This window comes from Paraburkholderia aspalathi (assembly GCF_900116445.1).
GTDB classification, from domain to species: domain Bacteria; phylum Pseudomonadota; class Gammaproteobacteria; order Burkholderiales; family Burkholderiaceae; genus Paraburkholderia; species Paraburkholderia aspalathi.
Window position 1 is genome coordinate 54,413 of the sequence record NZ_FPBH01000003.1, and the last position, 23,820, is coordinate 78,232.

The following is a 23,820-nucleotide window of genomic DNA, read 5'->3' on the forward strand; positions in this document are numbered from 1 at the left end:
GCGGCGGTTGGCTCGCCATCCTGTTTAGCGCAGCCGTCGCCCGCTGCTGCTGTCGAACACCAGTACCTTGGCGGGGTTCGCTAGCAGCGCGATGGTCGTGCCGGCACGCACATCGGTACGGCCGGTCAGCATCACGCAACAGGCCTGGCCAGTGACCGTGCCGAACAATTCAGTCGCTGCCCCGGTGGGCTCGACCACTTCGAGCGCGAACGGCATGCCGTCTGCGCCGGCAAGGCTCAGATGCTCGGGACGAACGCCGTACGTCACCTTCTGTCCATGCGTGGCATTGACGAGCGGCGCCGGCAACGCAAGCTCGCCGATGCGCACGCATGCACCATCCCCCTGCCGTTCGTAGGTACCCTCGAAGAAGTTCATTGCAGGCGAGCCGATGAATCCCGCTACGAAAAGATTGTCGGGATCGTCATATAACGCAAGCGGTGTACCGATCTGTTCGATCACGCCACCGTTGAGCACGACGATGCGGTCTGCCATCGTCATCGCCTCGATCTGGTCGTGAGTCACATAGACTGTCGTGGCACGCAAGCGCTGGTGCAGCGCCTTAATCTCCGCGCGCATCTGCACGCGGAGCCTCGCATCGAGATTCGAGAGCGGCTCGTCGAACAGGAACACCTTCGGGTCGCGCACGATCGCGCGGCCCATCGCCACACGCTGCCGCTGACCGCCCGACAGATGGCGGGGATGACGATCCAGCAGATCCTGCAGACCCAGCATCGTCGCTGCCTTCTGCGCCCGCGAGGCAATCTCCTGCGGATCGCGATTGCGCAGCTTGAGCGCGAACGTCAGATTTTCGAGCACCGTCATGTGCGGATAGAGCGCGTAGTTCTGGAAAACCATCGCGATATCGCGATCGCGCGGCGGCCGCGTATTGACGACCTCGCCGTCTATCACGATGCGCCCGTGGCTGACGCTTTCGAGGCCCGCCAGCGCACGCAGCAGTGTGGATTTGCCACATCCGCTCGGCCCGACCAGTACGAGAAACTCCCCGTCCGGAACCTGCAGGTCGATCTGCTTCAACACCTCCTGTTCACCAAACGATTTCCTGACCTGCTCGAATGCTACGGCTGCCATCTGCCCTCCTTCCCGGGTTATTCAGTAACCGGCAGTTGAGCGCAGCTGACCACTCTCGCCGTACCCCTGAGGAAATTGTATATATGAAACTACGTTTTATTGATGAAAACTTAGTAGGTGTTTTCCCCGTCCGTCGAACGGGTCGTTTTACGCTCGTCCAACCTTCAGTCGCCCTACAATCCGTCTGGTTATCATGTGCGCCATTTCATCTGCGATTTCAGGAGGGAACTTGAACGCCAACGCACCGCGCTATTCGGCACCTGCACTGGAAAAGGGTCTGGACATCATCGAACTGCTGGCGGACCACGCGGAGGGTTTGTCTCTTGCGGAACTCGCAAAAGACCTCGGCCGCAGCACCGCCGAAATATTCCGGATGGTCGTAACGCTGGAGACGCGCGGCTACCTGTGCACCATCGGCGACCGGTATGTTCTATCGCTGCTGCTCTTTCAGCTGGCGCACCGGCATCAGCCCGTGCGCTCGCTAGTATCGAGCGCGCTACCGCTGATGACACAACTCGCCAAAGATGCCTGCCAGTCGTTTCATCTGTGCGTGTATCAGAAGGGACGCGTGCTGATCGTCGCCGGCGTCGAAAGTCCGGAGCGTTGGGGCTTTGCGTTGAAGGTCGGCACGTTGATAGGACTCACCGATACCGCGTCGGGACAGGTACTGCTCGCCTTTCAGGAAGAACCGCAACGCGTCGAGATGTTCGAACTGCACGTTCCGGTGGAAGGCGAACGGGCCATGGACCCGCAACAGCTTGCGAAGGACCTCGCGCAGATCCGCAAACACGGCAACGCACGTATGTCCAGCCGGCAGGTCAAGGGGGTGAAGAATCTGGCCTACCCTGTGTTCGGCCGGGACGGTCATGCCATTGCGGCACTGACTACCCCTTATATCGAGCGAATCGACGACGCCCCCGTGCCGTCGATGACCGAAGTCGGCGACATGATGGAACGGGCAGCGCAAACGCTCACTTCATTGATGGGCTTCAACGTCTATTGGGATTCGGCTTCACAGCCCACCCAGCGATCCGATCGTCGGTGAAACTGAAGATAAACCAGCAAGTACCTTCGGCAGGCGAAGCACGGAACCCTCGGGCGAAGCACGTGCAGAGGCGTGTCAACTCGAGTTCACGCCAGACGCGCCATCTGCTATCTGATGGAGTCGTCTCGAACCCCTGCTGGCAGCGCCTGCGGCAAATACACGCGGCCGGCAAATGCACCGCCATGGTTGTCGATCTCGATGATCAGACCGCTCTGCTCAACTCTCATGGAGTCGACACCGGCGTTTGCCCCTGTCAGTGCGGTGGCAAGTGCTAACCGATAATTCGGAAAGTAAGGTCCAAGAAGTACGTCGAGTGGCGCCATCTGGGGGCCGTTCCACGCCACCGCAAATACGGTTCCCGCTTGTGCGACATATTCTCTCGCGACAGCTCCCGTAGTGAAAGCCGTCTCATTGACTGAGAACGACATGCCAGGTGTATTTGCGTGTTTGCAAAACGTTTTAGTGTTATTCGAATTGCCAGGTTGCCATGTGGGTGCGCTACCGAGCTCCGCTTTGCATGACGAAGCGACTATCAGACCAATGAGACCAACGAAGACGTACGCTGTACGTGTCCCGGGTAAGATTGATCCTTTGAAGATCAACAATTCGGGAAGTTTCACCAACGACCCGGCGGGCACGTTAAATCGGGACTTGCGGGAAGGCGGCACGCTTCGCCAGAGCAATCTATCGTTGGCTGCCACTTTGCTCCTTCAGTCTGGTCGGAAGCGTGTTGAGAAATGAAACCTTGTTGCTGTTGAGCAAGGTAGGCATCCTGAATTTGTTCGGGAGTTCGCGAATGGCACTCGTATTCTTTGCTTTCATCAGAACGCTTCCCACGTTTCATTTTCCCTGGACGCTAACGTGGCCATGGTCGTGGCGGAAACTGTCACTGTACCGGGCAACTTCCCAGCTGCTTTCGGCGCCCCACGGGGCCGCGACACCCGCGACTCGGGAATGCGCGGCCTGCTTTCCGGGACGATCAATTGCGATTGGGAGGAAGCCGGATCGCTAAATCTGAACACCAACACCGCGCCCTGAAGAGTCTTTGCCTGCTCTTCGAGGGACTGCGCTGCAGCGGCCGCCTGCTCAACAAGCGCAGCGTTCTGTTGCGTGACCTCGTCCATCTGGACGACGGCCTGATTCACCTGTTCGATGCCGCGGCTTTGCTCTTCGGACGCTGCTGCGATTTCGCCGACAATATCGGAGACCTGCTTGATTGCCTGCTTGACCTGCCCCATCGTGGCACTGACTTCCGCTGCCTGCTTTGCGCCGTCCTGAATCGTTGTCACGGACGAGCTGATCAGTTCCTTGATTTCCTTTGCTGCAGTGGCGGACCGTTGAGCCAGACTGCGAACCTCACTGGCAACCACAGCAAAGCCCCGACCCTGTTCGCCAGCACGTGCGGCTTCGACGGCCGCGTTCAGCGCGAGAATGTTCGTCTGGAACGCAATGCCTTCAATGACACCGGTGATTTCGGAAATCTTGCTGGAGCTGCTGCTGATCTGGCCGATGGTGCCGACCATGGCCTGAACCGAGTCATTACCCGTATCGGCGATGTCTGTGGCACTCGTGGCCAGTGCATTCGCCTGCCGGGCGTTGTCAGCGTTCTGCTTTACCGTTTCGGTCAGCTGCGTCATGCTTGCCGCGGTCTCTTCAAGCGACGCTGCCTGCTCCTCTGTGCGGGCCGAGAGGTCCGTATTACCGCTTGCAATTTCGCGCGATGCCACTGCGACCGACTCGGTGGAAACCTTGATCCCGCGAACCGTCTGACTCAGTTGCTGGTCCATTTTCTTCAGTGCCTCGAGAAGCTGACCAAACTCGCCGCCTGAGTCGACCACCACGTGATTTTCCAACTTGCCGCTCGTGATATGGTTGGCCAGATCAACGGCCTTGTTGAGCGGCTTCGAGATCGAACGTAGCAGGTATACAGACATGCCAACAGCAACCAGCATGCCGCCGCAGAGAAGGACAAATGCATTCCGAAGGGTTGCCCTGAACGTCGCATCACTGTCCTCGACAGACTGTCTGGCCTGATCCAGATTGAGAGCGGCGTCCTCGTCTATCGCGTCGTTCATTGACTTACTTACCGAGAGGATTTCGTCGATTACGACAGCGGCTCGGTCGAAATTGCCTGCGCTACCGGCAGCCACAGCTTCCTTGCTTAACGCCGTGAACTCGGGCAAGGAGCTTTGGATGCGCTTTGCGATTTCACGCTCTTTGTCGCTGGAAACACTGGCTGGGTAGTAGTGGTTCCACGACTTGTTGAGTCGTTCAAATTGCAGGGCAATGCCTGCAGCGTATTCCGTCGTTTTCGCTGGATCGTGGGCCACCTGCATGCGCCTTAGCAGAAGACGCACATTAAGCTGGGCTGCGCGAACTTCGGATAGGTCTGCAATGGGAACCGTGTTTTCAGCGTACCCGTCGGCGATGTTCGAATTGAGCCTGGAAAGCTCCCACGCGTCAAACGATCCGAGCGCGACCATGAGAAGCACGCATACGCCAAAAGCGAGAATGATCTTGAACCTGACCGTTTTTATAAGGTTGCCCATGTTGCGTCCATCTAGGAAGTGGTGTTCGGGTTCAGACTTTGCGAGATTAAAGAACGTGCTTGCCCACCCATAGTAACCACATGCGTATTGCGTAATCTGCTTTGGTATGCGGGGTAAGAGAACGGTAGGGATATCCTTACTTTGCTGTAGTCGCATGCCCTTCGCGTGCATTGCGTTAAACCCATGCCGACACAAGGCTCTGCCTGACCCTTCGGTTTGTCGGCACCAACGCGCTCGAAACGGCGAGGCTCGGGAAATTCACGCTGGGTGAGTCGAGCGGTGCATCGATGCTGGTTGCGGTGAAGGTATTGGCAACAGCTTGAGCGCCCGGCGATGCTCGGTTGAATGATCGACCGTGATGCCTCGTTCAGCCATCAGCTCTTCCAGGACGGTATCGGACAAGGCCGTCCGAGAAAGAAATGTCAGTACCGTCACTGATATCGACATTTCCATTTGGCATTGCCCGGATCGCACCGGACAACAAACCCCATGTTTTGTTAAAGGAAAAACAGGGAAAACCGGCGCTCCCGGAGAGACCCGGGAGCACCTTAAATCGCTCCCACTCGATTGTAAATGGCCTGCTGAACCCATGTACTGCCGGGCCCTCGGCGACTTTTGTGGGCACCGCTACCGTCAGCGATACCGTGAGGTCACGTTCCTTTCCAAGGCGGCACGGCACCGACAGCACAACCCTGACGAAGACCACCGGTTCGGCAGCCCTTCGTTCGGATTCGGTGTCGAACTCATCCTGCCGCGCAATGCGTTGCGCCAGGTTATCGGGCACATCCTTCCCGATAACCGCAAAGCGCAATTGCCTAAAACGTGTGGCGGATGCCAACGCGCGCGAGGAGCTGATTGGCACTCGACGACGGAGCATCTGCGCCCGTTATAAACGCGGTATTCAACGGCGCCGACACCGCGTCGCCACCCGATGCATGCTGGTACAAGCCTTGAACGTAGACGTCAGTACGTCCTGATAGGTTGTAGTCCGCCATCAAGCCGAGCTGCTGGTATTTCGGCGTTGAGCTGCCCGCGTTGCTGTTGAAATGGGCAATCGTGTAGTTGTACATCGCACCTACATAGGCAGCCTTCGTGAATTGATACTTGGCGTTGAGTTCGAAATTGTCGAACTTAAGGCTGCTCGCAGTGTTCGTGAAGTTGCCAACGTATACCGAACCAGTCGCGTCATTCAGATTCGTATGACTATACACAAGGCCAAGCACCGTTGATCCGATCGTGTAGTTGATGCCCGCGCCCCAGACTTGTTCGCGGCCGGCGAAAAAGTCGGTGTCGTCGCCCGTGAGCGAGCCGCCTGTCGTGCCGCCCGGATTGTTGATCTGCATATAGGCCGCAGCCACCGTCACCGCACTGCCCACGTATTGCGCGCCGAGGCTGTAAGACCGATTGTTCGCGAAACCACCTGCCTGGTTGCTGAAGCCATACAGACCGCCGAACGTAAAGCCGCCGTACGTCTTGCTCGTGTACTTCACGCTGTTGTTCAAGCGGAACGAATTGTCGGTGTTGTCGTTATCGTAGGGATGCGACATGAGGTAACCGGCCCAGTTGCCGTTTGCCGTGAGCGGTGCGAGAAAGTCGACGACAGAGTCATACTGGCGCCCCATCGTCAGCGTGCCGAATTGCGCCGAGCTTAAGCCGACGTAGGCCTGACGTCCGAACATCCGCCCACCTTGCCCGAGCCTGCCCGAGTTGACATCGAACCCGTTTTCCAACTGGAAGATTGCCTTGGTGCCGTCGCCCAGGTCCTCCGAACCCTTCACGCCCCAGCGGCTGCCTTGCGCAAACCCACTTTCCATCTGTACGTTCGAATGGCCGCTGGTATTGCTGGTGTAATTCACGCCTTCGTCGATCAGACCGTACAACGTCACGCTGCTTTGCGCCATTGCACTGATTGGGGCAAACGAGCAGCCAAGTGCCGTATTCGCAACTGCGGCAATCAGGAGTTTCTTCATGAATGTGGATCCTTTGGGGGTGAGAACATCGCGTCGGTGCATCGCTCGCGCCAATCGCGCCAATCGTGCCAATCGCGCTAGGCACAAGCCGACGTCAGGTGCTCGCACTTTAGGACCTACAAAATCCTGCTGCGCAGCAATTCAGTATTGCTCGATCTCTGTTGTACCGGGCCGACGCACGCTTCGTTTTGTCCCTGATTTTCCGGCGGTTTCTGACGATAACGTTCCACGACGAAATCGACGAAACCGCGCAAAGCAGCCGCCATGTACGGTTGCCCTGAATACAGCAGCCACACAGTACGTTCGTCTCCGCAAAGCGTCGCGTCGTCCAGCAACGCACGCAAGCTGCCGTCGGCCAGTTCGTTCTGCACGAACGAACGTGATAAGCGTGCGATGCCGAGTCCCGCTTGCACTGCGCGCTTGACGACCTGAGGACTTTGCATGTTCATGATCGGCTGCACGACGACGCGTTGTGTGCCGTGGACATCGCGAAACTCCCAGTAACGGCTTGGCGCATCCGACGCAACGAGCACGTCGTGCGAGACCAGTTCGCCCGGTGTGCTCGGCGCCGGGCGACGCGCCAGATAGTCCGGACTGGCAACAATCACGTCGCGTGTTTGCGCGAGCGGCCGGCACACCAGTGATGAATCACGCAAGCGACGTTCCGCACTGAAACAGATGTCGAACTCGCTGGTCGTGACGTCGCTCATATTGTCGAACACGGTCAGTTCAAAACTCATGCGGGGTTGCTGGGCCCGATAAGCGGCTAGCACGTCCGGCAGATCTGTGGTCGCGTACAGCGACGACGCTGCGATCCGCAACGAACCGGCCGGCTGGCCCACTGCGGAGGCAATACATTCGTCCATGTCATCGAGCTGCCTGAGCAAGTCGATGCAGCGCTTCCAATACAGTTCGCCCGTCCCCGTCAGCGACACGCGCCGCGTAGTGCGGCTGACCAGCCGAACGCCCAAGTGTTCTTCCAGCGTCGCGACAGCGCGCGTGACCACCGAACCGGAAATGCCCAATTGCTTGGCGGCTTCCGCAAAATTCAGACACTCCGCGACTTTGGCGAAGATGCGTATTGAAGCCAACTGGTTCATTGTGTTCTCCGGCGCACACCGGATGACAGGCTTTGGGCGCAATACGGCTGTGTGGGGGGGTGAGAAACCATAGAGGGCACTCCATCTGCTGGATGTCGAGCTCCACGCGGGGGCAGGAACCGCATCGCTACGATGCTTGCCTGACCGTGGGAGGTTAGTTCTCAGCATAGCGGCCACTTCGTTACCCTAAGCCGTCCGGCAGATTACAGGACAGTTATTTTCATGGTCTGGATTTATTTAACGTGCCCTTAAGATTTAAAGATATAAAAGGCGCCGCTTTTACTGTCCTCAATGCCGGAGTCGGGTTGCGGCGTGAGTGCGATGGTTTTACCGACCTTGAAGCGCGTCGTGTCGACTACCTTGACGTCCGCGTCGCCTGCGTCGGCTATCAGCAGTTCCTTGCCTCGATTTGCCAGCAGAATCTTGTGCGGCGCTTTCGCAGCCGGCCAGGCAGAGGCCAACGGCAGCCAGCAGGCGAAGGTGAATCTTCATCAGTTTGCTCGCAAAAATCCGGAACTTTCTCTGAAGGTAAAGACCGGCACCACACGGTTGATGCGACGGAGCCAGACAAGAAGATCGAGACAAGACCCATGAGGCAACACCATGTTCACGACGACCAGTGCATAACGCGCGGTGACGAGTGCGAGTTTCGCCTCACGATCGTCCGAGTGAATCTGAGAAGCGCGGCCAAAGTTCTTTAGAGACGAGCGGAATGGATCTTCCGGGTCCTGGAGTAGGTCCGACAATATGACTGTCGCGTACCGATAGTGCACAACCACACCATATCCGGGCACTGACCGGACGATTACATTTTCGTCATGTGTCTCGAGCGAAGCGTAGTCCTGCTAACTCAATGGAGGAGATTGCAGCGCGCATAGCGCGCGATCGAAGAGAACACGTTGCGAGCACACAACGAAGAGCGTCCCATAGCTTTTCAGATACCTTATCCTCGGGTCACGAATTTTGTGCCCTTATTCCTTACGGGCTCTCGGGTATAGCCACATGCACAAGAGAACCAGCGATTCTGAATTGGTGTAGCGGACGAGAACCGCATCCATTCCGACGATTAATATGCCGTGGGCTTCATCTCAAGGAAGTTGAGCCTTTCGAACATCTATTTCGCTTCGGAGAACCTGAATGAAAAAGAAGTCGTTGTTTGCAGTTAGTACGTTGTGCCTTGCGGCAAGCGCTGCCCATGCGCAAAGCAGCGTCACACTATAAGGTTTGATCGATGCAGGTCTGACCTATACCAACAATCAGCACGGCCAGAAAAACTTCCAGGCGACCAGCGGCGACACGAACGGTAGCCGTTGGGGACTGCGTGGCGCAGAGGATCTTGGCGGTGGACTGAAAGCCATCTTCACATTGGAAAACGGGTTTAGCATTCAAAGCGGCTCGCTCGGTCAAGGCGGTCGCATGTTTGGACGCCAGGCGTTCGTCGGTCTGTCTAGCGAATCGTATGGTGCGCTGACCGCCGGTCGTCAGTACGATTCCGTGGTCGATTATCTTGGCCCACTTTCGTTGACCGGCACACAGTATGGCGGCACGCATTTCGCCCACCCGTACGACAACGACAACTTGGACAACTCGTTCCGGGTCAGCAATTCGGTCAAGTATCAAAGCGTCAACTACGGTGGCTTCAAGTTCGGCGGTCTGTACGGTTTTTCCAATCAGGCAGGCGGATTCGCGTCTAATCGCGCGTACAGCATTGGCGCGTCGTATAACTGGGGACCGTTGAATGCAGCAGTCGGCTATCTTCAACTGAACAACTCGGGTTCGACATTTTCGACGGGTGCGGTTTCCGACGACGCGACGTTTAGCGCGGGCAACCAGCGCGTCTTCGGCGGCGGTCAAAGCTATGCTTTCGGTCCTACAGTGGCGGGGGTCGTGATCACGCAGACGAAACTGTCTGCAGCGACAGGCATTGGCGCGTATGCCTCCGGTACGAGTAAGGGCCTGGCGCTGACAGGCGGAAGTGCCCGATTTACGAACTATGAAGTGAATGGACGCTATAACTTGACGCCGGCATTCGCACTCATCGGGTCTTACACATTTACGGATGCACGTGTAAGCGGCGTCAGCCCAAAATATAATCAAATCAATTTGCGCGCGGATTACTCATTGTCCAGGCGCACCGATGTCTATCTAGAGGGTGTCTATCAGCACGTCAGCGGTGCTGGCAATTCCGGCATCACCGCAGACATCACCGGCTTGTCAGCGTCGTCGAGCAACAGTCAGGTAGCAGCAACAATCGGCTTGAGAACGCGCTTCTAACAGGTTGTCTGAACATCCGTCGTTGCTGCGCTCAGGTGCATTTCGACGGATGTTGAGTTCGCGAAGCTGCGGCCATTGATCGCACTACGCGGCGCGCGCTGGTCGAGCCTCTGGCTTCGGGCAAGTCGTTCTGGGCTTAAGCGTTTCTTAAGCTATTCCGCATAGAGTATAGGCCTCTCAGGTTCTAGCTCACTCGGACGCTAGGTCCTTTCAAGCCGGCTTCGTGCCGGCTTTTTTTCGGCAAGACCAACCATTTCTGCACGACAGGTCCTGACGACGTCAACACGTTCGAGTGCCAACAGACAATCCAGGCTTCAGTGCGGCGGATCCCGGCGTTACCTTTCTTGCCCGTCGTGGCAGGGCTCTGTTGCAAACTACGGGCGCGAGCGAAACGCAGCGTATTCACCGCTACCTCACATTGCCTGCTCGCGATCGTCAAAACCCGAGCGGAACCTACTGGCTCCTCCGATTTGCACCGGAGCCCGTTTGTGCCGGGGGATGAACGGCATCATCGCATCCAGCCATGACTCGCAACCCTAACTGGCTGTAGCCGTCACATTGGCCCGCGCCTTATGCAGTTTTTTGTAGCTGTCGATCAGGCGGTGGTGCCTATCGAGACCCTCCAGTTTCATGCTCGTCGGCGTCAATCCATAGAAGCGCACGCTGCCGTCCACTGAGCCCATTACCGCGTCCATCCGAGCGTTGCCAAACATCCGACGGAAGTTGACCGCGTAGTCGTCCAGTTCCAGGTCGTCATCGAGCAGCACCTCCAGCACCACATTCAACGCCTGGTAAAACAATCCGCGCTCGACCGTGTTGTCGTTGTACTGCAGGAACGCGCCCACCAGTTCTTGCGCTTCCTCAAATTGTTGCAAGGCGAGATGAATCAGCAGCTTCAACTCGAGAACTGTTAGCTGCCCCCAGTCCGTATTCTCGTCAAATTCGATGCCGATCAAAGTGGCAATATCGGCGTGCTCGTCCAGCTCGCTGTTCTCCAACCGTTCAAGCAGTGCTGCCAGGCCGGCATCGTCCAGGCGATGCACGTTCAGAATATCGGCGCGGAACAACAGGGCCTTGTTTGTGTTATCCCAGATCAAATCCTCTACCGGGTAAACTTCCGAATAATCGGGCACCAGAATCCGGCAGGCAACAGCACCCAGCTGGTCGTACACCGCCATATAAGATTCTTTGCCCATGTCTTCGAGAATGCCGAACAAGGTTGCTGCTTCGTCGGCGTTGGAGTTTGCACCCTGACCAGAAAAATCCCACTCGACAAACTCGAAATCCGCTTTGGCGCTGAAAAAGCGCCACGACACTATGCCGCTGGAATCAATGAAGTGCTCAACGAAGTTATTGGGTTCAGTCACGGCGTTACTGACGAAGGTGGGCTGAGGTAAATCGTTCAGGCCTTCAAAGCTACGCCCCTGCAGCAATTCCGTCAGACTCCGTTCCAGCGCCACCTCGAAGCTTGGGTGCGCGCCGAACGAGGCAAAGACACCGCCTGTGCGCGGGTTCATCAAGGTGACGCACATCACCGGGTAGGTCCCACCCAGCGACGCATCCTTTACCAGCACCGGAAAGCCCTGCTCTTCCAATCCCTGAATCCCGGCCAGAATGCCAGGGTATTTCGCCAGCACTTCGTGCGGCACATCAGGCAAGGCAATTTCACCTTCCAGAATTTCGCGCTTCACCGCTCGCTCGAAAATTTCGGACAGACATTGCACCTGCGCTTCGGCCAGCGTATTACCGGCACTCATGCCATTGCTGACGTACAGGTTTTCGATCAGGTTGGACGGAAAGTACACCACTTCGCCGTCCGACTGCCGCACGAACGGCAGCGAACAGATGCCGCGCTCCACATTGCCGGAGTTGGTGTCGATCAGATGCGAGCCACGCAACTCCCCATCCGGGTTGTAAATCTCCAGGCAGTACGCATCCAGAATCTCAGCCGGCAGCGCATCCTTACGGCCGGGCTTGAACCACCGCTCGTTCGGGTAATGCACAAACTCCGCGTTGGCGATGTCTTCGCCCCAAAACGCCCCGCCATAGAAATGGTTGCAATTCAGGCGCTCGATAAACTCTCCCAACGCGGACGCCAACGCGCTTTCTTTGGTCGCTCCCTTGCCGTTGGTAAAACACATCGGCGAGTGTGCATCGCGGATATGCAGCGACCACACATTGGGAACGATGTTGCGCCACGAAGCGATTTCAATCTTCATGCCCAAGCCTGCCAGAATGCCCGACATATTGGCGATGGTTTGCTCCAACGGCAGATCCTTGCCCGCAATATAGGTGCTGGCGTCAGAAGCCGGAGTCAAGGTCAGCAAGGCCTGTGCATCGGCATCCAGGTTCTCTACCTCTTCAATGACAAACTCAGGTCCGGCTTGCACCACTTTTTTGACCGTACAACGGTCGATAGAACGCAAAATGCCCTGGCGGTCTTTGTCGGAGATGTCCGCCGGCAACTCAACCTGAATCTTGAAAATCTGCTGGTACCGGTTTTCCGGATCAACAATATTGTTCTGCGACAGACGGATATTTTCGGTAGGAATATTGCGAGTTACGCAGTACAACTTCACAAAGTAAGCCGCACACAAAGCCGATGAGGCCAGAAAATAATCGAAGGGACCAGGCGCCGAGCCATCGCCCTTATAACGGATAGGCTGGTCGGCCACGACTGTGAAGTCATCGAACTTGGCTTCAAGACGTAGCTTGTCGAGAAAGTTGACTTTAATTTCCATGGGGAAATTCCAAAAATGGTACTCAGAACAAAATATAAAGCCCTGTAAAAAACAGGGCTTTAATAGTCAGTCAATTAGCGAATGATGTTTCCTGGCGGGAATTCTATTCCCACTCGATCGTTGCCGGCGGCTTCCCCGAGATGTCATAGACAACCCGGTTAATCCCGCGCACTTCATTGATGATGCGGTTCGACACATGCCCCAGCAACTCGTGCGGCAGATGCGCCCAATGCGCGGTCATGAAGTCCAGCGTCTGCACAGCACGCAGCGCAACCACATATTCGTAGGTGCGGCCATCGCCCATCACGCCGACGCTCTTCACCGGCAGGAACACCGCAAAAGCCTGGCTCGTCAGGTCGTACCATGACTTGCCGGTTTCCTTGTCGATAAAGGTACGCAGCGTCTCGATGAAAATCGCGTCCGCGCGACGCAGCAGATCGGCGAAATCGCGGCGCACTTCGCCGAGAATCCGCACGCCCAGACCCGGGCCCGGGAACGGGTGGCGATACACCATTGCCGGCGGCAAGCCGAGCTTCACGCCGAGTTCGCGCACTTCGTCCTTGAACAGTTCACGCAGCGGCTCGAGCAGCTTCAGATTCAGCGTCTCCGGCAGGCCGCCCACATTGTGGTGGCTCTTGATGGTCTGCGTGGCCTTCTTGCCCTTGCCGGCCGATTCGATCACGTCCGGATAGATCGTGCCTTGGGCGAGCCACTTCGCGTCGGTCAGCTTGTTGGCTTCGGTCTGGAACACCTCGACGAACTCCGCGCCGATGATTTTGCGCTTCGCTTCCGGATCGGTGACGCCGGCCAGCTTCGACAGGAACACTTCGCTCGCGTCGACGTGGATCACCTTGACGCCGAGGTTCTCAGCGAACGTTGCCATCACCTGCTCGGCTTCGTTCAAACGCAGGAGACCGTGATCGACGAACACGCAGGTCAGCTGATCGCCGATCGCGCGATGCAACAGCGCCGCAGCCACCGACGAATCCACGCCACCCGACAAGCCCAGAATCACGTGCTCATTACCGACCTGCTCGCGAATCTTCGCGACGGCTTCGTCGATGTAATGGCCCATTTCCCAATCGGGATTCGCGCCGCAAATCTGCAGCACGAAACGTTCGAGCATCGCGCGGCCTTGCACGGTGTGCGTCACTTCCGGGTGCCATTGCAGGCCGTAGAAATGGCGCGCTTCGTCGGCCATTGCCGCGATCGGGCACGAGTCCGTCGAGGCCATCAGCTGGAAGCCCGGCGGCATCTCGAGAACCTTGTCGCCGTGGCTCATCCACACCTTCAGCATGCCGTGACCTTCCGGCGTGGTGAAGTCGCTGATGCCTTCGAGCAGGCTCGTATGGTTGCGCGCGCGCACTTCCGCGTAGCCGAACTCACGCAGGTGGCCGATATCGACCTTGCCGCCGAGCTGCTCGGCCATCGCCTGCATGCCGTAGCAAATGCCCAGCACGGGCACGCCGAGTTCGAACACCGCTTGCGGCACGCGCGGCGTATCCGTTTCGGTGACCGAGCTCGGGCCGCCGGAGAGGATCACGCCCTTCGGCGCGAAATCGCGAATGAACGACGCATCGACGTCGTACGGATGAATTTCCGAATACACGTTGGCTTCGCGAACGCGACGTGCAATCAGTTGGGTGACTTGCGAACCGAAGTCGAGGATCAGGATCTTGTCATGCATGGCAGCGGACGGAGTCAAAAGTGAACGGATACGGGATACCGCGCAAGAAGCGCGGCGTTGAATTCAAAGCTGTCCACGTGGGGACGATCGAGCATGAAGCGTGACGATGAAGCGCGCTGGACCATTCGGCACCGCAGGCACTTGCCTGCGGCGCGCGCGAACGGAATCCGGTTGCTTCGGCAGGCGTTCTGGCGCTTGGCGCGTCAGCCATGAAACGGCGGCCGGGGCGCACCAGGTGCGTCGGCAGCGGCGTTACGGGCATCGTCGCGCGCAGCTGCAGCATCGGCGCGTGCGGCGCGTTCAGAGGCCGTCAGACCCGGTTCGTCGACCGCCGGGTAGACCGGTGCAGCCGAAACTGGACTGACGGGCCGTGTGACCGGCACAACGGGCTCGACGACCGGCTCCGCGCGATAGACTGGCTCCGCCGCCACGCGACCGGCGTCGCGCCTGTTGGCAGCGTCTTTGGCGGCATCTTTCGCGGCCTGCTTTTCGGCGCGCTCAGCAGCAGCGGCTTCAACCAGCCGCACCCTCTCACGCCGCCGCACCGCGCCGGACAGGCGCACACCACCGAGGCCAACCACCAGCAGCACCACACCGGTCAGCACCGCGATGATCTGCCCGAAGCCGGTCAGCGCCGGCGTATGCAGCCCGAGCAGCCAGACCAGCATCAGCACGCCGGTCAGCCAGTTCACATGGCCGACGACCTTGGCGACCGTCGACGTGAGCGAACCGTCGATAGACGCGTGCAAAGCAAGCCACGCGAGCCCGATCAGCGCCACGCCAAACCCCTGGCCGACCAGAGCCGGCTGGGTTTGCACCAGAAGCAGCGCGTTGTACAACGAAGTCCAGGGCGTCAGCAGAAACAGCAGGCCGAACGCAAGCAGCAACAGTGCATCGAGGATGAGTACAGCGCGCAGCAATGGCTTCATTGGCGTTTAGTCCACGTGGTAGTTGGGCGCTTCCTTGGTGATCTGCACGTCATGCACGTGCGATTCGCGCAAGCCCGCGCCCGTGATCTGCACGAACTCGGCCTTGTCGTTCATCTCCGCGATCGTGCGGCAACCGCAGTACCCCATGCTGGCGCGCACGCCGCCGATCAGCTGGAACAGGATCGCGTTGACCGAGCCCTTGTAGGCGACGCGGCCTTCGATACCTTCCGGCACCAGCTTGTCGATGTTCGCGGAGTTGTCCTGGAAGTAGCGGTCTGCCGCGCCGTCTTTCATCGCGCCGACCGAACCCATGCCACGGTACGACTTGTACTGACGGCCCTGGAACAGGAACACGTCGCCCGGCGCTTCTTCGGTGCCTGCGAACATGCTGCCCATCATCACGGAATTCGCACCGGCGGCCAGCGCCTTGCTGACGTCGCCCGAGAAACGCACGCCGCCGTCGGCGATGACCGGCACGCCCGTGCCCTTCAGCGCTTCCGACACGTTCGAGATCGCGGTGACCTGCGGCACGCCCACGCCGGCAACGATACGCGTCGTGCAGATCGAGCCCGGGCCGATACCGACCTTCACGCCATCCGCGCCGTATTCGACGAGCGCCTTGGCTGCAGCAGCGGTAGCGATGTTGCCGCCGATCACCTCGACATGCGGGAATTTCTGTTTGACCCACTTGACGCGCTCGAGCACGCCTTTGCTGTGGCCGTGCGCCGTGTCGACGACGATCACGTCCACGCCGGCCTGCACCAGCAGTTCGACACGCTCTTCGTTGTCTTCGCCCACACCGACCGCCGCGCCTGCGCGCAGCTTGCCGTGTTCGTCTTTACACGCGTCCGGGTGTTCGGTTTGCTTGGTGATGTCTTTTACCGTCATCAGGCCGCGCAGTTCGAATGCGTCGTTGATGACCAGCACGCGCTCGAGGCGGTGGCTATGCATCAGCGCCTTGGCTTCGGCGAGCGGCGTGCCTTCCTTGACGGTGACGAGGCGCTCGCGCGGCGTCATGATGTTGCGCACCGGCTCGTCCAGACGCTCTTCGAAGCGCAAGTCACGGTTCGTGACGATACCGATCAGTTGCGAGCCTTCGACGACCGGGAAACCCGAAATGCCATGCTGGCGGGACAGCGCAATGACGTCGCGCACCTTCATTTGCGGCGGCACGGTGATCGGATCACGCACGACGCCCGATTCGAAGCGCTTGACCTTGGCAACTTCACGCGCCTGTTCGGCCGGCGTGAGATTCTTGTGGATGATGCCCACGCCACCCATTTGCGCCATCGCGATCGCGAGACGGGCTTCGGTGACGGTGTCCATGGCGGCGGACACAAGCGGCATATTCAGGGAGATGTTGCGGGTCAGCCGGGTCTTGAGGCTGGTGTCGCGCGGCAGAACATCGGAGAAAGCCGGGACGAGGAGCACGTCATCGAACGTGAGTGCTGTTTGGATCAGACGCATGGCAAATCCTATAGGCGCAAAAGCGAATTATACGCGATACCTCCCTGGTTTTCACTGCACTAACAGCAGCTTAGCGAATTTCAGGGGATTTTTTTCGTGACTTTGTACCCTTCGATTTCGCTTCTGCGTTCGCCTCGAGTTCGATCCGGTTTCGTTTGCGCGTTCGGGCGCATGGACGCCCCACCCGGTTCGGGAATGGGTATTTCGGGGGCTTGAGCGGCGCCGGGCCATCGCGTGGAAGTTAAAAAGCGCCTGAACACGCCGGATAAAACCGCCGAAATGCAGAATCAAACAAGACGCCCTGCCCGTCGAACGGCTATTCTGCCGACCATTCCAGTTTTCTTGCAGGGGCAGTCGATGCAGCGCGGTGTGGCATATGGAGTAATGGCCGGGGCCTTATGGGGCATGGTGTTTCTGGTGCCGCGCGTGCTGCCCGATTTCTCGCCGCTGCTGTTGAGCGCCGGCCGTTACACGATGTACGGCATCGTCTCGCTGGCCGCCGCGCTGCCGATGGGGCGCTCGCTCGTCAAACGACTGACCCGTGAGGATCTCGGCGCACTGGTCAAACTGGCGCTGGCCGGCAACCTGCTCTATTACCTGCTGCTAACCGCCGCGGTCCATATGACCGGCATCGCGCCGGCTTCGCTGATCGTCGGCGTGCTGCCGGTCACGGTGACGCTGCTCGGTCGGCGCGATCACGGTGCCGTGCCGCTCGCCCGCCTCGCATGGCCGCTTGCGCTGGTGGTGGCCGGCATCGCCTGCATCAATATCGACGTCTTCACGGTAGCGGACAGCACGCCCGTCACTATCGCGACCAAGCTCCTTGGCCTCGCCTGCGCAGTCGGCGCGCTTGCCTGCTGGACCTGGTTCGCGGTCGAAAACGCCCGGTATCTGCAGCGTCAGAAGCATTTCAGCGGCAACGAGTGGTCGGTGCTGTGGGGTGTGGTCACCGGCGCGCTCGGCGCGGGATTGTGGCTGGTGGTCGCCGTCATGCCGTCCGAGAACCTGCAAGGACCGGTCGGCGACGAGCGCTGGCACACCTTCTGGATGCTGAATCTGGGCCTCGCCGTCGGCGCGTCGTGGCTCGGCAATGGGCTGTGGAATGCCGCGTCGAAACGGTTGCCGCTCACGCTGTCCGGCCAGATGATCGTGTTCGAGACGCTTTTCGCGCTGCTCTACGCGTTTATCTACGACCAGCGCCTGCCGCGCCCGCTGGAGACGGCGGCGATCCTGCTGCTGGTGGCAGGGGTGTGCTGGTCGGTGCGCCAGCATGCGGACGACGATACGTCCGGGGCGGCGTCGCTTGAGGAGAAGGCGCAGCCTTCGGTGCATTGAGACGATTGAGAACGAGGCGCTGCCCCGCCACAGTTACAGAACAAGCCTAGCGCGAGTCCTTGTTCAGCCAGCGGCGCCCTTCGATCGAGCCCGCCTTGCGGGTCTTCTCGACGCGCCGTTGGCGCGACAGCTTCGGATCCACCAGCAGCGGCCGGTAAATCTCGACACGATCGTGGTCGGCGAGCACCGTATCCAATGGCTTGAGCTTGCCGAACACGCCGACCTTCTGCATGCCCAGATCGATCTGCGGATAACGCTGCAAGATACCGCTCGCCTCTATCGCCTGCTGCAGCGTGGCGCCTTCCGGCAAGTCCACGGTAATCAGCGCCTGCTCATTGGCAAGCGCGTAGCAGACTTCAATCGACAAGCGCGCGCTCATGCCTTACCGTAGCGCTGATCGGCGCGCTTCACGAACGATTCGACGAAGGTGTTGGCAATGTGGCTGAACACCGGCCCGATGATCTTCTCGAGAATGATGTTGGTGAATTCGTAGTGCAACGCGAATTCGATCTTGCAGGCGTCGGCCCGCAGCGGCGTGAAACGCCAGAAGCCGGTGAATTTGCGAAACGGACCGTCCGCGAACTCCATATCGATGCGCGTGGGCCGCTCCATGCTGTTGCGCGTGGCGAAATGCTGCTTGATGCCCTTGAAGTTGATATCGATCTTCGCCTCCATGCCGGTTTCGTCCTGGCGGCGGATTTCGACTCCCCCGCACCAAGGCAGGAAGTTGGGGTAATCGGCGACGTCGGTGACGAGGTCGAACATCTGTTCCGCCGAATGGCGGATCAACACGGTTTTCTGGACATCTGCCATAAATTGAACAGCGCGTGGCAAGGGTGGACAAGCGCCGCGGGCTTTCCTTGCCCCGCTTTGCTAAAATCGTGATTTTAAACGAGTTGGGCACTTTCCATTCATGAGCATCATTGACAACAGAAAAGCCTTCTACGACTACTCGGTCGAAGAACGCTACGAAGCGGGGCTCGTGCTCGAAGGATGGGAGGTCAAAGCCTTGCGCGCCGGCCGTGGCCAGATCAAGGAAGGCTATGTGGTCATCAAGAATAACGAACTGTTCCTGATCGGCACGCACATCAGCCCGCTGCCCGAAGCCTCGACCCACATCAACCCGGACCCGGTGCGCACGCGCAAGCTGCTGCTGCACGCCGAGGAAATCAGCAAGCTGATCGGCAAGGTCGAGCAGCGTGGTTATACGCTCGTGCCGTTGAACTTTCATTACAAGGGCGGTCGCGTCAAATGCGAGATCGGCCTCGCCAAGGGTAAGAAGCAGCACGACAAGCGCGAAACCGAGAAGAAGCGCGACTGGGAACGCGAGAAGGCGCGCCTGATGCGCTCGCCGTCGTAAAACTGCGATTCAACGAAAAATGGCCCGCAAATTTGCGGGCCATTTTCATTCGGCAAGGAAGAACGTCAATCAGCGCGCTTATGCCGCGCCCTTCCCCTTGTTCACAATGGTCAGCGCCGACGCGATCATCGAACTCATATCCGCCAGGTTGCCCGGCACGATCAAGGTGGTGCCCTGCTTTGCCAGGTTACCGAATGCATTCACATACTGCTCGGCCACCTTCAGATTCACCGCTTCCATCCCGCCGTTCGATTGAATGGCCGCAGCGATCTTCTGAATCGCCTGTGAGTTAGCCTCAGCCACCGCCAGAATCGCCGCAGCCTGACCTTGCGCCTGATTGATCGCCGCCTGCCGCTCGCCTTCGGACTTCTGGATCGACGCCTCACGCCCGCCCGAGGCAATATTGATCTGTTCCTGCTTACGCCCTTCGGATGCCGCGATCAGCGCGCGCTTTTCGCGCTCGGCGGTGATCTGCGCCTGCATGGCGTGAAGAATTTCCTTGGGCGGCGTCAGGTCCTTGATCTCGTAGCGCAGCACCTTCACACCCCAGTTGGACGCCGCTTCATCGAGCGACGACACGATGCTGTGATTGATGAAGTCACGCTCTTCAAACGTCTTGTCGAGTTCGAGTTTGCCGATCACGGAGCGCAGCGTGGTCTGCGACAACTGCGTAATCGCGAACACGAAGTTGCTCGACCCGTACGACGCTTTCATGGGATCGGTGACCTGGAAATACAGCACACCGTCCACCTGCAATTGCGTGTTGTCGCGTGTAATACACACCTGGCTCGGCACTTCGAGCGGGATTTCCTTGAGGATGTGCTTGTACGCGATCCGGTCGACGAACGGAAACGCGAAGCTCAGGCCCGGCGTCAGCGTGCGGTGATAGCGGCCGAGCCGCTCCAGCACCCACGCATGCTGCTGCGGCACGATCTTGAGCGTCTGCGCCGCCAGCACGATCACGATAAGCAGAAGCACCGCCCCGACAATGGTTGAATCCATGACTGACCTCCGGTCCGTAGTTCGAATAGTTATGCATGGCGCTGTGCGCGCATTGGCGCGCGCTCAGGCCGCGGTTGCTCTTGCTTTCGTCTGCCGGCTGGCCACGACGACAAGGCAACTGCCGCGCATCTCGGCGATTTCATAGAGCTGAGCATCTTCGGGCTCGCCCGCGGCCAGTTCGACGTCCCATGCAGCCCCGCGGTAATTGACGCGCGCCCGGCGCTCGTGCCACGCCGGCACGTTCAACGTCTGGCCGATGTCCAGATTGACGTCCGGGTTCTTCGACGCCTCCTTACGCGTCCTGCGGCCAAAGCGCGAACGCCGCAGCACCAGGACCGCCGCCAGCGCCACCACAGCCGCAACCGCGAACTGCACATCGGCAGCAGCGCCCGCCAGGTGCGCAATGGCGGCCGCGACACAACCCAACGCGATCATCAGCAAATAGAAAGTGCCGCTGATCAATTCCAGCATGATCAGCACACCTGCCCCGATCCACCAGAACAATCCACCTGGCGCCATGTTGATCTCCACAAAGCAAAACACCCCGGATCTACCGGGGTGTTTATAGCACGAAGCAGGTGCATATTACCGGGCGGTGCAGCACGCTTTTACGTGCTTTTGACATACCGCACCACCCTTTATGCACACTGCTTATTCGGCTTGTTTACTTCACCAGCGATTTCGCCAGTTGCTGCCACGTCTCGACGATCGAGTCCGGGTTCAGCGAGATCGACTTGATGCCTTCATCGGTCAGCCATTGCGCAAAGTCTGGATGATCCGAAGGACCCTGGCCGCAGATGCCGACGTACTTGTTCAGTCGCAGACACGTATCGATCGCGCGCTTCAACAGGAACTTGACGGCCGGATCGCGTTCGTCGAAATCGACTGCCAGCAGTTCCATGCCGGAGTCGCGGTCGAGGCCGAGCGTGAGCTGCGTCAGGTCGTTCGAACCGATCGAGAAGCCGTCGAAGAATTGCAGGAATTCTTCGGCGAGAATCGCGTTCGACGGCACTTCGCACATCATGATCAGGCGCAAGCCCTTTTCACCGCGCTTCAGGCCGAACTTCTCCAGCAGCCCGACCACGCGCTCCGCCTGCTTCAGCGTACGCACGAACGGCACCATGATCTCGACGTTGTCGAGGCCCATCTCTTCACGCACCTTCTTCAGCGCGATGCATTCCATCTGGAACGCTTCGGCGAAGTCGTCGGCGATGTAACGCGATGCGCCACGGAAGCCCAGCATCGGGTTTTCTTCGTCCGGCTCGTAACGCGAACCGCCGATCAGCTTCTTGTACTCGTTCGACTTGAAGTCCGACAGACGCACGATCACGGGCTTCGGATAGAACGCCGCTGCGATCGTTGCGATGCCTTCGGTCAGCTTGTCGACGTAGAACGCACGCGGCGATGCATGGCCACGCGCCACGCTTTCCACGGCCTTCTTCAGGTCCTGATCGATGTTCGGGTACTCGAGAATCGCCTTCGGGTGAACGCCGATGTTGTTGTTGATGATGAACTCGAGCCGCGCCAGACCCACGCCTGCGTTCGGCAGTTGCGAGAAGTCGAAAGCCAGTTGCGGGTTGCCGACGTTCATCATGATCTTCACCGGAATCGACGGCAATTCGCCGCGCTGCACTTCGGTGATTTCGGTTTCGAGCAGACCGTCGTAGATCTTGCCTTCGTCGCCTTCCGCGCAGGAGACGGTCACCAGCGCGCCGTCCTTCAGCAGGTCGGTCGCGTCACCACAGCCGACCACCGCGGGCACGCCCAGTTCGCGCGCGATAATTGCCGCGTGGCAGGTACGGCCGCCACGGTTCGTGACGATTGCGGAGGCGCGCTTCATCACCGGTTCCCAGTTGGGGTCGGTCATGTCGGCCACCAGCACGTCGCCCGGCTGCACACGGTCCATTTCCGACGGATCGTGAATCACACGCACCGGACCCGCACCGATCTTCTGGCCGATTGCGCGGCCGGTAGTCAGCACGTTCGATTGGCCCTTCAGCTTGAAGCGTTGCTCGGCCTTGCCCGCTGCCTGGCTCTTCACCGTTTCCGGGCGCGCCTGCAGGATGAAGATCTTGCCGTCGCGGCCGTCCTTGCCCCACTCGATGTCCATCGGACGCTCGTAGTGCTTTTCGATAATGACGGCGTATTTCGCGAGCTCGATCACGTCTTCGTCGGTGATCGAGAAACGGTTGCGCTGCTCGTGCGCGACGTCGACGGTCTTCACGCGGCCTTCTTCGCCCGCCTTGGTGAATTCCATCTTGATCAGCTTCGAGCCGATCGAGCGGCGGATGATCGGGTACTTGCCTTGTGCGAGCGTGGTCTTGAACACGTAGAACTCGTCCGGATTCACGGCGCCCTGCACGACCGTTTCGCCCAGACCGTAGCTCGACGTGATGAAGACGGCGTCCTTGAAGCCCGATTCCGTGTCCAGTGTGAACATCACGCCAGCCGCGCCGACGTCCGAACGCACCATGCGCTGCACACCAGCCGACAACGCGACTTCAGCGTGGGTGAAGCCCTTGTGGACGCGATAGGAGATGGCACGGTCGTTGTACAGCGACGCGAACACGTGCTTCATGCGATCGAGCACCTCGTCGATGCCGACCACGTTGAGATAGCTTTCCTGTTGACCCGCGAACGATGCGTCCGGCAAGTCTTCTGCCGTTGCCGACGAACGCACGGCAAACGACAACTCTTCAGGCGAGCTGTTTTGCAGGGTGTCGAAGCCTGCGCGGATATCCGCTTCGAGACGCGGCTGCATCGGGGCGTCGACGATCCATTGACGGATCTCCTTGCCCGCTTCGGCGAGCGCTTTCACGTCGTCGACGTCGAGCGTTTCGAGACGTTTGGCGATGCGTTCGGTCAGATTGTTGTGATGCAGGAAGTCACGGAAAGCCAGCGCCGTAGTGGCGAAGCCAGTCGGCACGCGCACGCCTGCTTCGGCGAGCTGACTGATCATCTCGCCTAGCGACGCATTCTTGCCGCCGACAATCTCCACATCGGTCATCCGCAACTGCTCGAACGGAACTACATACGCCTCTTCCTTTGCGACGGTAACTGCGTTAGTCATACAAGCCCCTAAGTGTGAAAGAAATTCACGGCTGTGCAAGTGGGCTTGAACGCGAGACGCCATTGGAAGCGTGACCTCGCGTCTTGCACAACCTGTTGGAGAAGCAATCGCTGCAAATGGCCGCGCGGGCCAAAAAGTGCCGGATGCGCGACGTAGAAAGCGGTTGGACGAAATTACCGATCGATCCGGCACAATCTCTCAA

The 23,820-nt window shown here is 59.1% G+C and carries 19 protein-coding genes and 2 pseudogenes; 4 read left to right on the plus strand and 17 right to left on the minus strand.

What is annotated here, in order from left to right; genetic code table 11:
• Positions 1-24 precede the first annotated feature (24 nt).
• Positions 25-1,089 (minus strand): ABC transporter ATP-binding protein, encoded by a 1,065-nt coding sequence (locus BM438_RS05395; RefSeq protein WP_093633311.1) that lies wholly within the window; start codon positions 1,087-1,089, stop codon positions 25-27.
• 193 nt (positions 1,090-1,282) lie between these two features.
• Here BM438_RS05395 and BM438_RS05400 point away from each other — a divergent pair, with 193 nt between their 5' ends.
• On the plus strand, positions 1,283-2,134 hold the full coding sequence (locus BM438_RS05400) for an IclR family transcriptional regulator (RefSeq protein WP_093633312.1): 852 nt from the start codon (positions 1,283-1,285) through the stop codon (positions 2,132-2,134).
• 107 nt (positions 2,135-2,241) lie between these two features.
• Here BM438_RS05400 and BM438_RS05405 read toward each other — a convergent pair whose 3' ends face one another.
• From BM438_RS05405 to BM438_RS05425, 7 genes and pseudogenes are all read right to left on the minus strand, one after another.
• Entirely contained in the window at positions 2,242-2,835 is a 594-nt protein-coding gene (locus BM438_RS05405) for a DUF2844 domain-containing protein (protein ID WP_093633313.1), read from the minus strand.
• 120 nt (positions 2,836-2,955) lie between these two features.
• Positions 2,956-4,683 (minus strand): methyl-accepting chemotaxis protein, encoded by a 1,728-nt coding sequence (locus tag BM438_RS05410; RefSeq protein WP_093633314.1) that lies wholly within the window; start codon positions 4,681-4,683, stop codon positions 2,956-2,958.
• 306 nt (positions 4,684-4,989) lie between these two features.
• Positions 4,990-5,085, minus strand: a pseudogene (locus tag BM438_RS45840) (IS6 family transposase); the annotation flags it as partial.
• The gene (locus BM438_RS45370; protein ID WP_167378310.1) at positions 5,051-5,467 is read right to left on the minus strand and encodes a hypothetical protein; all 417 of its coding nucleotides are present in this window, start codon (positions 5,465-5,467) and stop codon (positions 5,051-5,053) included. The gene BM438_RS45370 and the pseudogene BM438_RS45840, both read right to left, overlap by 35 nt.
• A gap of 31 nt (positions 5,468-5,498) precedes the next feature.
• Positions 5,499-6,653: a porin gene (locus BM438_RS05415; protein WP_093633315.1), complete on the minus strand. Its 1,155-nt coding sequence runs from the start codon at positions 6,651-6,653 to the stop codon at positions 5,499-5,501.
• 116 nt (positions 6,654-6,769) lie between these two features.
• Positions 6,770-7,753 carry a LysR family transcriptional regulator gene (locus BM438_RS05420; protein WP_093633316.1) on the minus strand — a complete coding sequence of 328 codons (984 nt, stop codon included), beginning with the start codon at positions 7,751-7,753 and terminating at the stop codon, positions 6,770-6,772.
• Positions 7,754-8,001: 248 nt separating this feature from the next.
• Positions 8,002-8,214 carry a YncE family protein gene (locus tag BM438_RS05425; protein ID WP_093633317.1) on the minus strand — a complete coding sequence of 71 codons (213 nt, stop codon included), beginning with the start codon at positions 8,212-8,214 and terminating at the stop codon, positions 8,002-8,004.
• Positions 8,215-8,890: 676 nt separating this feature from the next.
• On the opposite strand from BM438_RS05425, the pseudogene BM438_RS05430 reads away from it, so the two are divergent.
• A pseudogene (locus BM438_RS05430) lies at positions 8,891-10,027 on the plus strand (porin).
• Between the two features lie 536 nt (positions 10,028-10,563).
• On the opposite strand, the gene BM438_RS05435 reads toward BM438_RS05430, so the two are convergent.
• From BM438_RS05435 to guaB, 4 genes are all read right to left on the minus strand, one after another.
• On the minus strand, positions 10,564-12,768 hold the full coding sequence (locus BM438_RS05435; RefSeq protein ID WP_093633318.1) for an OsmC domain/YcaO domain-containing protein: 2,205 nt from the start codon (positions 12,766-12,768) through the stop codon (positions 10,564-10,566).
• Between the two features lie 103 nt (positions 12,769-12,871).
• Complete coding sequence (gene guaA / locus BM438_RS05440; RefSeq protein WP_093633319.1) at positions 12,872-14,455, minus strand: glutamine-hydrolyzing GMP synthase; 1,584 nt, start codon at positions 14,453-14,455, stop codon at positions 12,872-12,874.
• A gap of 203 nt (positions 14,456-14,658) precedes the next feature.
• Positions 14,659-15,384, minus strand: a complete 726-nt coding sequence (locus tag BM438_RS05445; protein WP_093633320.1) for a hypothetical protein — start codon at positions 15,382-15,384, stop codon at positions 14,659-14,661.
• Positions 15,385-15,390: 6 nt separating this feature from the next.
• Positions 15,391-16,851 (minus strand): IMP dehydrogenase, encoded by a 1,461-nt coding sequence (gene guaB / locus BM438_RS05450; protein ID WP_054035195.1) that lies wholly within the window; start codon positions 16,849-16,851, stop codon positions 15,391-15,393.
• A 357-nt stretch (positions 16,852-17,208) separates the two neighbouring features.
• Here guaB and BM438_RS05455 point away from each other — a divergent pair, with 357 nt between their 5' ends.
• The gene (locus BM438_RS05455) at positions 17,209-18,186 is read left to right on the plus strand and encodes a DMT family transporter (protein WP_093633639.1); all 978 of its coding nucleotides are present in this window, start codon (positions 17,209-17,211) and stop codon (positions 18,184-18,186) included.
• Between the two features lie 46 nt (positions 18,187-18,232).
• Here BM438_RS05455 and BM438_RS05460 read toward each other — a convergent pair whose 3' ends face one another.
• Together BM438_RS05460 and BM438_RS05465 are read right to left on the minus strand one after the other, a co-directional pair.
• Positions 18,233-18,565, minus strand: coding sequence for an RnfH family protein (locus BM438_RS05460; RefSeq protein ID WP_093633321.1), 333 nt, complete (start codon positions 18,563-18,565; stop codon positions 18,233-18,235).
• Positions 18,562-18,999 carry a type II toxin-antitoxin system RatA family toxin gene (locus BM438_RS05465; RefSeq protein WP_028199353.1) on the minus strand — a complete coding sequence of 146 codons (438 nt, stop codon included), beginning with the start codon at positions 18,997-18,999 and terminating at the stop codon, positions 18,562-18,564. The genes BM438_RS05460 and BM438_RS05465 overlap by 4 nt, the downstream gene beginning before the upstream one ends.
• Positions 19,000-19,099: 100 nt before the next feature.
• On the opposite strand from BM438_RS05465, the gene smpB reads away from it, so the two are divergent.
• On the plus strand, positions 19,100-19,546 hold the full coding sequence (gene smpB / locus BM438_RS05470; protein WP_054035193.1) for an SsrA-binding protein SmpB: 447 nt from the start codon (positions 19,100-19,102) through the stop codon (positions 19,544-19,546).
• Positions 19,547-19,624: 78 nt separating this feature from the next.
• On the opposite strand, the gene BM438_RS05475 is transcribed toward smpB, so the two are convergent.
• The 3 genes from BM438_RS05475 to ppsA form a co-directional block, all read right to left on the minus strand.
• Positions 19,625-20,548 (minus strand): SPFH domain-containing protein, encoded by a 924-nt coding sequence (locus tag BM438_RS05475; RefSeq protein WP_093633322.1) that lies wholly within the window; start codon positions 20,546-20,548, stop codon positions 19,625-19,627.
• Between the two features lie 63 nt (positions 20,549-20,611).
• A complete protein-coding gene (locus tag BM438_RS05480) occupies positions 20,612-21,067 on the minus strand; it encodes an NfeD family protein (protein WP_093633323.1) in 456 nt (151 codons plus the stop codon).
• Between the two features lie 145 nt (positions 21,068-21,212).
• A complete protein-coding gene (gene ppsA / locus BM438_RS05485) occupies positions 21,213-23,618 on the minus strand; it encodes a phosphoenolpyruvate synthase (protein WP_093633324.1) in 2,406 nt (801 codons plus the stop codon).
• Between the last annotated feature and the right edge of the window lie 202 nt (positions 23,619-23,820).